The 7505-nt window shown below is 61.4% G+C and carries 8 protein-coding genes; 1 reads left to right on the top strand and 7 read right to left on the bottom strand.

The window, feature by feature from the left end:
* The coding region (locus VJR29_13505) for a hypothetical protein (protein HKY64422.1) at positions 1-207 on the top strand (207 nt) is incomplete at its 5' end.
* A gap of 41 nt (positions 208-248) precedes the next feature.
* Here the strand turns inward: VJR29_13505 and ahcY are convergent.
* The 7 genes from ahcY to hprK all read right to left on the bottom strand — a co-directional run bounded on the left by ahcY (position 249) and on the right by hprK (position 7316).
* The gene (gene ahcY / locus VJR29_13500; GenBank protein HKY64421.1) at positions 249-1505 is read right to left on the bottom strand and encodes an adenosylhomocysteinase; all 1257 of its coding nucleotides are present in this window, start codon (positions 1503-1505) and stop codon (positions 249-251) included.
* A gap of 84 nt (positions 1506-1589) precedes the next feature.
* Positions 1590-2759 (bottom strand): methionine adenosyltransferase, encoded by a 1170-nt coding sequence (gene metK / locus VJR29_13495; protein HKY64420.1) that lies wholly within the window; start codon positions 2757-2759, stop codon positions 1590-1592.
* A 251-nt stretch (positions 2760-3010) separates the two neighbouring features.
* Positions 3011-4804, bottom strand: coding sequence for a phosphoenolpyruvate--protein phosphotransferase (gene ptsP, locus VJR29_13490; protein HKY64419.1), 1794 nt, complete (start codon positions 4802-4804; stop codon positions 3011-3013).
* Positions 4801-5073 carry an HPr family phosphocarrier protein gene (locus VJR29_13485; GenBank protein HKY64418.1) on the bottom strand — a complete coding sequence of 91 codons (273 nt, stop codon included), beginning with the start codon at positions 5071-5073 and terminating at the stop codon, positions 4801-4803. The genes ptsP and VJR29_13485 overlap by 4 nt, the downstream gene beginning before the upstream one ends.
* Before the next feature lie 10 nt (positions 5074-5083).
* Positions 5084-5467, bottom strand: a complete 384-nt coding sequence (locus VJR29_13480) for a PTS sugar transporter subunit IIA (GenBank protein HKY64417.1) — start codon at positions 5465-5467, stop codon at positions 5084-5086.
* A 2-nt stretch (positions 5468-5469) separates the two neighbouring features.
* The gene (gene rapZ / locus VJR29_13475) at positions 5470-6351 is read right to left on the bottom strand and encodes an RNase adapter RapZ (GenBank protein ID HKY64416.1); all 882 of its coding nucleotides are present in this window, start codon (positions 6349-6351) and stop codon (positions 5470-5472) included.
* Positions 6348-7316 carry an HPr(Ser) kinase/phosphatase gene (gene hprK, locus VJR29_13470; protein ID HKY64415.1) on the bottom strand — a complete coding sequence of 323 codons (969 nt, stop codon included), beginning with the start codon at positions 7314-7316 and terminating at the stop codon, positions 6348-6350. Before hprK ends, rapZ begins: the two co-directional genes overlap by 4 nt.
* Between the last annotated feature and the right edge of the window lie 189 nt (positions 7317-7505).

The following is a 7505-nucleotide window of genomic DNA, read 5'->3' as shown; positions in this document are numbered from 1 at the left end:
GGGGTCGAAGTAGGACAGGGCGATCCCGGTGGACGCCAACAGCAGGACCAGAAGGATGCCGAAACCTTGGCTCACAAGGCGATTATGGAGATTTTAGGAGAAGGCGGCAATGAGAATGTCATCCTGAGGAGCGAAGCGACGAAGGATCTGCGACTGCCCAAGGTAGATCATCCGGCTTGGGTGGTCGTAGATCCCTTGTGCCCGTAGTTTGGGTATTCGCTTCGCTCAGGATGACACTTCAGCCTGGACTACGTCCCCTCTTGCCAGCTGGCCAAATACCGCTCCTGCTCCGGCGTCAGGACGTCGATCTTGACGCCCAGGGCCTTGAGCTTGAGCCGGGAGATCTCCTGGTCGATGGGCTTGGGCACGTCGTAGACCCGCTGCTCCAGCTTGCCCTTGTTCTGCACCAGAAACTCGGCGCAGAGGGCCTGGTTGGCGAAGCTCATGTCCATGACCTGGCTGGGATGGCCCTCGGCGCTGGCCAAGTTGATCAGGCGGCCTTCGCCCAGCAGGTAAACCTTGCGGTTGCCGGGCAGGCTGTACTCGTCGACGAAGTCGCGGATGGTCCGCTTGCCCTTGGCCAGCTCCTCGAGGGCCGGGATGTCGATCTCGACGTTGAAGTGGCCGCTGTTGGCGACCACCGCTCCGTCTTTCATGACCTCGAAGTGCTCCTTGCGGATGACGCCCTTGTTGCCGGTGACGGTGACGAAGAAATCGCCCTCGGCGGCGGCTTCCTGCATGGTCGCGACCTTGAAGCCGTCCATCTGGGCCTCGAGCGCGCGAAGCGGGTCGACTTCGGTGACGGTGACCTTGGCGCCCATGCCGCGGGCCCTTTCGGCCAAGCCGCGGCCGCAGTAGCCGTAGCCGGCCACGACGAAGGTCGAGCCGGCAATGAGGCGGTTGGTCGCCCGCAAAATGCCGTCCAGCGTGGATTGGCCGGTGCCATAGCGGTTGTCGAAGAAGTGCTTGGTGTCGGCGTTGTTGACCGCGACGATCGGATACTTGAGGGCCTTGTCCCGGGCCATGCTCTTCAGCCGGATGACGCCGGTGGTGGTCTCCTCGGTGCCGCCGAGGATCTTGGGCAGCAAGTGGACCCGCTCGGTGTGGAGGAAGCTGACCAGGTCGGCGCCGTCGTCCATCGTGATGTCGGGCTCGATCTCCAACGCCTGCTCCAAGTGCTTATAGTAAACTTCCTTGTTTTCACCCTTGATCGCGAAGACCGGGATGCCGTGGTCGACGACCAGGGTCGCGGCCAAGTCGTCCTGGGTCGAAAGCGGGTTGCTGGCGCAGAGGGTCAGCTCGGCGCCGCCTTCCTTCAGGGTGACCATCAGGTTGCCGGTCTCGGTGGTGACGTGGAGGCAGGCCGCGATCTTCACGCCCTTGAGCGGCTTCTCCTTGTGGAAGCGCTCGCGGATTTGGCGGAGGACCGGCATGTCGCGCTCGGCCCACTCCATGCGGAGCTTGCCCTTGGCGCTTAAAGATTTGTCGCGGATGTCGGAGTTCATAAGTTCCTTTCGTGGCGGCGGGCGGAGGCAAGCCCCGCCCCTACGTAGGGGCGACCCTTGCGGTCGCCCACGGGCAGGGCTGTGTCAAAAATTCAAAACTTTCCGCAGCGCCTCGACCTTGTCGGTCTTTTCCCAATGGAAGTCGGGGTCGTTGCGGCCGAAGTGACCGTAAGAGGCGGTCTTGCGGTAGATCGGGCGGAGCAGGTTGAGCTCGCGGATGATGCCGGCCGGCTTCAATTGGAAGACCTCGCGGACCGCTTGGGTTAGCTTGTCGCCGGGGACCTCGCTGGTGCCGAAGGTGTTGACCATCACGCTGACCGGCTCGGGAAAGCCGATGGCGTAGGCGATCTGGACCTCGGCCCGCTTGGCGAGCTTGGCCGCGACGATGTTCTTGGCGACGTAGCGGGCCATGTAGCAGGCCGAGCGGTCGACCTTGCTGGGATCCTTGCCGCTGAAGGCGCCGCCGCCGTGGTGGCCCATGCCGCCGTAGGTGTCGACGATGATCTTGCGGCCGGTGAGACCGCAGTCGCCCTGGGGCCCGCCGATGACGAAGCGGCCGGTCGGATTGATCAAAAAGCGGGTACTCTTGTCGAGCAGGTCGGCCGGCAGGCATTTCTTGGCGATCTGCTCGATCAAGGCCTCTTCGATGGTCTTATGGTCGACCTCGGGCGCGTGCTGGGTGCTCATGACCACGGTGTCGATGCGGACCGGCTTGTCGTTTTGGTATTCGATGGTGACCTGGGATTTGCCGTCGGGCCGAAGCCAGGGCAAAGTGCCGTTCTTGCGCAGCTCGGCCAGCTTCATGGTGAGGCGGTGCGAGAAGTCGATCGGAGCGGGCATGAATTCCGGGGTCTCGTCGGTGGCGTAGCCGAACATCAGGCCCTGGTCGCCGGCGCCTTGCTCCTTGAAGAGGCCTTCGCCCTCGGTGACGCCCTGGGAAATGTCGGGCGATTGCTTGTCGATGGCGACCAGGACGCCGCAGGTCTCGTAGTCGAAGCCCTTGCGGCTGTCGTCATAGCCGATTTCCTTGATCGTCTTGCGGATGACCTCGGGGAAGTCGATCGAGGCGGTGGTGGTGATCTCGCCGGCCACCATGGCGAAGCCGGTCTTGACCAGGGTTTCGCAGGCGACCCGGGCCTTGGTGTCCTTGGTCAGGATGGCATCCAGGACAGCGTCGGAGATCTGGTCGGCAATTTTGTCGGGATGGCCTTCGGTCACCGATTCCGAAGAAAATAAATACTTGGAGTTGCTCATGAATTCGCCTCTTTCTGCGCGGCCATCGCGGCCGAACCAGGTTTGGAAAATTTGACGGATTTTCCTCAAATCGAGGCCGAACCTAGTCAAATCCTGAGAATTGTCAAGGTGATATGAGGCGTCAGCCTCATGTCACCCTGAGGACCCGAAGGGGCCGAAGGGCCTCTACCGACCAAGACAGTCGCAGATCCCTTGTGCCCGCAGTTTGGGTATTCGCTGCGCTCAGGATGACACGTGGTTGATGCGATCAATTATAGCGAATATTCCTTGAAGTGCTCCCCGAGCAGGTTGTGCAGCTCCCGCTTGACGTAGGCCATCATTTCGCTGGCCGTTTTCAGCAGGAGGGCCTTGTCGGCCAGGGCCCGGGCGGCCTTGAAGTCGACCGAGCGGATGATGCGCTTGGCCCGGGGCACCGAGAGGGCATTCATCGAGAGCTCGGTCAGGCCCAAGCCCAACAAAATGAGAATGTAGAGCGGCTCGCTGGCCATCTCGCCGCAGACCGAGACGTCGATTTGCTCGCGGTGGGCGGCATCGATGGTCTTCTCGAGCATCCGCAGCACCGCCGGGTGGAGCGGCCGGTAGAGATAGGCGACGTTCTCGTTCCCCCGATCGATGGCCAGGGTGTATTGGATCAAATCGTTGGTTCCGATGCTGAAGAAGTCGACTTCCCGGGCCAGCTCGTCGGCCACCATCACCGCCGAAGGCACCTCGATCATGATCCCGACCTTGACGTGGGGGTCGTAATCGACCTTGTCCTTCTCGAGGTCGTGCTTGACCTCCTCCAGAATCATCTTGGCCTTTCGCAATTCCTCGAGGTCGCTGATCATCGGCAGGAGGATCTTGAGCTTGCCGTAGACGCTGGCCCGAAACATGGCCCGAAGCTGGGTCTTGAAGAGGCCCTTCTCCTTGAAGCAGAAACGGATGGCCCGAAGCCCCAAGGCCGGATTGTCCTCGGGCTCATAGGTGCCGTGAGTCGGGACCTTGTCGCCGCCGATGTCGAGGGTTCGGATGGTGGCGTAGTTCGGATAAATCGATTTCAGCACCAGCTTGTAGTTCTCGAAATGCTCCTCCTCGGTCGGCGCCTGCTTGCGGTTGAGGAAGAGGAACTCGGTGCGGTAGAGGCCGACGCCCTCGGCGCCATGCTCCTTGATCGAGTGGATTTCCTCGACCAGCTCCATGTTGGCCGCCAGCCGGATCCGGTAACCGTCCCGGGTCTCGGCCGGGAGGTGGATGTCCTTGAGCAGGATCTTTTGCATGGCGTATTCGTGCTGGCGGCTGGTCTCGAACTCCTTCTCCTGCTTGGGCGTGGGATTGAGGATGACCTTGCCGGAGCCGCCGTCGACGATGATGCGGTCGCCGCTCTTGGCCCGGGCCACGATGCCGGTGCAGGCCACCACCGCCGGGATCTCGAGGGCCCGGGAGATGATCGCGGTGTGGCTGGTCTTGCCGCCGATCTCGGTGACGATGCCCTTGATCTTGAACTTGACGAGCTGGGCGGCCTCGGCCGGCGAGAGGTCGTGGGCCACGATGATCGCGTGGGTCGGGATGTTCTTGAAGAGGTCCTCGGACTTGCCGACCAGGTAGCTCAGGATCCGCTCGCCGATGTAGTCGAAGTCGCTGGTCCGCTCCCTAAAATGCTGCTCCTCGACGTTGGCGAAGACGCCTTTCAGCTTCTCGAGGTTCTTGTGGAGGGCCCATTCGGCGTTGATGTGCTCGCTCTTGATGGTTTGGACGATGTTCTGGCTGAGCATTTCGTCCTGCAGCATCAGGCTGTAGGCATCGAGAATGTGGATCTGCTCCTTGCCGTCGAACTTGCAAAGCTTGTCCTTGATTCGGTCGAGCTCGGAGCGGGCCTTGCCCAGCGCCTTTTGGAAGCGCTCGACTTCGTGGCCGATCTCCTTGTTGTTCACCCAATAGCGGGGCAGGGTGAGGCCGGACTTCTCGAGGACCCAGGCTTCGCCGATGCAAATGCCGGGAGAGGCCCCGATGCCGTCGAGGCCGCGGCTGCCGGTCGATTTCTTGTGTTTCTTCGGGTCTGGCTTCATTCGCCCTCGTTGAATTTGGCGGCGATCAAATTTTCGATGGACCTCATCGCATCGGCGGCGTCGGGCCCCTCGCAGCTCACCTTGATGCTGCTGCCGCAAGCCGCGGCCAAAGTCAGCACGCCCATGATGCTCTTGCCGTTGGCAATGGTCCGGTCCTTGGTGATCTTGACGTCGCTCGAAAAGCGATTGGCGGTCTTGACCAGCAAGGCGGCGGCCCGGGCATGCAGGCCCAGCTTGTTTTGAATCAGCAGTTCTTTTTCAAGCAGCATGGCTCTCTCTTCAGGGATAGGTTCGAATGTTGTCGGAGCCGTAATGCTTGAGGAACTCGGCGGCTTCCGCGGGGTTCTTTTCGAAATGGGACGTCGCGGCCTTGAGGACCATCGGCAGATTGATCCCGGTCACCACCGCGACCCGCCCTTGATCGAGCAAGTCGCGACAGAGGTTGGTCGGAGTGGCCCCGAAAATGTCGGTCAGGATCAGCACTCCCTCCTCGTCGTCGAAACCGTGCACCGCTTCGGAGATGCGATCCTGGCTGGTTTTGGTCGAGCGGTCGTTCTCGACCTCGACCACCGTCATCGGGATCTTCTCCTTGAGAATCTCCTCGACGGCGCGAAGCATCTCTCGCCCGATGCCGACATGGGTGACAATGACAAGGCCTAGCATAACTATCCTTTGGCGGCGTCCCGGTGCTCCCAGCGGACTTCCCAGCGGCGGTCTTTCAGACCTTTCTTCACCGCTTCCACGATGGCCACCGAACGGTGGCAGCCTCCGGTGCAGCCGAAGGCCACCGTCAATTGCGATTTCCCCTCCTTCTCGTAAAGCGGAAGGAGAGTCTTCAAGAGCTTCAGGGTTTGCTTGAGGAAGCCCTGGGCGCTCTTCTGTCCAAGCACAAATCTTTGAACGGCCGGCGAACGACCGTCAAGCCTCTTCAGCCGGGGTACGAAATAGGGGTTCTCGAAGCAGCGCACGTCGAGGACGATATCGGCCTCCGAGGGCAGGCCGTGCTTGAAGCCGAAAGAGACCAATCGGACGACAAAGGGGGGCTTTTTGCCCCGGCCATAAAGCCCGGACCGGATCGCCTGTTTCAGTAAATGGATATTCATGGCGCTGGTGTCAAAGACCAGGTCGGCCTTTTCCTTCAGCGGGGCCAAGCGGCGGGCTTCCTCGGCGATGGCCCGGGCCAGCCCCCCGGCCTTGGCCATGGGATGGGGCCGGCGGCTCTCGGAATAGCGCCGGATCAGGACTTCGGGCCGGGCCTCGAAGAAGAAGATCCGGGGATAGACGTTGGCTTGGTGAAGGGCCCGTAAAACGTCCTCGTAATGGGTGAGGAAGCCCTTCTCGCGGGCATCCATCCCGAGAACGACCTTGGGAAAATGGCGCTTCGATTTCTTGAGCAGCTTGGTCAGCGAGGAGAGGAGGGCGGTGGGCAGATTGTCGATGGGGAAATAGCCCTCGTCCTCCAAAACCTTGAGGGCGGTGGTCTTGCCCGCCCCCGAGAGGCCGGTGACCAAGATCCAGCGATGGTCCTTCCGGGGTCGGCGTTTCACTCGAGCGAATTCCAGAGGGTCTTGTTGAGCTTTTCCCGGGACTGGAGGTCGCGGGCCAGCTTCTCGTCGAACTCCTGGGCGCTGAAGTGGCCGCGCTGCTTGAGGAGATGGTTGCGGGCCGCGACCTCGATGATCGTCGTCACGTTACGGCCGGGCCGGACCGGGATCTTGAGATAGGGGACCTTGACGTCGAGGATCGGATAGTGCTGCTCCTCCATCCCGAGCCGGTCGTACTCCTCCTTGGGATCCCATTCCACCAGCTCGACGACGATCTCGATGACCTTGCGGTCGCGGATGGCGGCGACGCCGAAGAGGTCTTCGATATTGATGATGCCGAGGCCCCGGATCTCCATGTGGTACTTGATGATCTCGCTCGACATGCCGGAGAGGGTGGCCGGCGGCTTCTTCTTGATCTCGACGATGTCGTCGGCGACCAAGCGGTGGCCCCGCAGGATGAGGTCGAGAGCGGCCTCGCTCTTTCCGATGCCGCTCTTGCCCACGATCAGGATGCCGACGCCGAAGACGTCCATCAGGACGCCGTGGATATTGGTCGAGGCCGTCAGCTTGTCTTCGAGGAACTTGGTGACCCGGTTGATGAAGGTGCTGGTCAGGAGGTTGGTCGTGAACAGCGGGATCGAATTCTTTTCGGCCTCCTCGAGCAGGATCGGCGGCACCGGATTGCCCCGGGTGATGACCATCGCCGAGAGGTCGATCTTGCAGATTTTCTCGACCACGGTCTTGAGCTTCTTGGCGGGCAGGCCGTTCAGATAGGTGATCTCGGACTTGCCCAGGATTTGGAGGCGGCCGGAGTGGAGGTTGGAGGTGTCGCCGGTGAGGGCGAGGCCGGGCTTTTGGATGCGCGGAATGGTGATTTTTTTGAGCAGGCCCTTCTTGCCGGCGACTTGTTCGAGGTTGAGATGGTATTCGTTGTCCCGGAGGAACTCGGCCACCTGGATCGAGATCATAGGGGAAAATTAGCACGAATTTCATAGATGACGCCAGCGTTGGCTTTCTGCCCGGTCGGGGAGGGCCGGGGACATCCTCCTCACTTTTTTCCCTGGCCCTCAAGCCGGGCCAGGGAAAGCTTGAACCATCGATGTCTATTGGATGCTTTAGGGTGATCGACGGTTCAAAAGCCGTTCGGAGGAGTCCCC

This window comes from bacterium (genome assembly GCA_035281585.1).
Taxonomy (GTDB): Bacteria; UBA10199; UBA10199; order DSSB01; family DSSB01; genus DATEDP01.
The sequence above is the reverse complement of the archived record's forward strand: the minus strand, read 5'-3'. Positions and strand labels throughout refer to the sequence as shown.

What these genes read in the sequence shown, in the direction of transcription:
- ahcY (HKY64421.1), bottom strand. Translation starts at nt 1,505, where the DNA reads ATGAACTCCGACATCCGCGACAAATCTTTAAGCGCCAAGGGCAAGCTC.
- metK (HKY64420.1), bottom strand. Translation starts at nt 2,759, where the DNA reads ATGAGCAACTCCAAGTATTTATTTTCTTCGGAATCGGTGACCGAAGGC.
- ptsP (HKY64419.1), bottom strand. Translation starts at nt 4,804, where the DNA reads ATGAAGCCAGACCCGAAGAAACACAAGAAATCGACCGGCAGCCGCGGC.
- VJR29_13485 (HKY64418.1), bottom strand. Translation starts at nt 5,073, where the DNA reads ATGCTGCTTGAAAAAGAACTGCTGATTCAAAACAAGCTGGGCCTGCAT.
- VJR29_13480 (HKY64417.1), bottom strand. Translation starts at nt 5,467, where the DNA reads ATGCTAGGCCTTGTCATTGTCACCCATGTCGGCATCGGGCGAGAGATG.
- hprK (HKY64415.1), bottom strand. Translation starts at nt 7,316, where the DNA reads ATGATCTCGATCCAGGTGGCCGAGTTCCTCCGGGACAACGAATACCAT.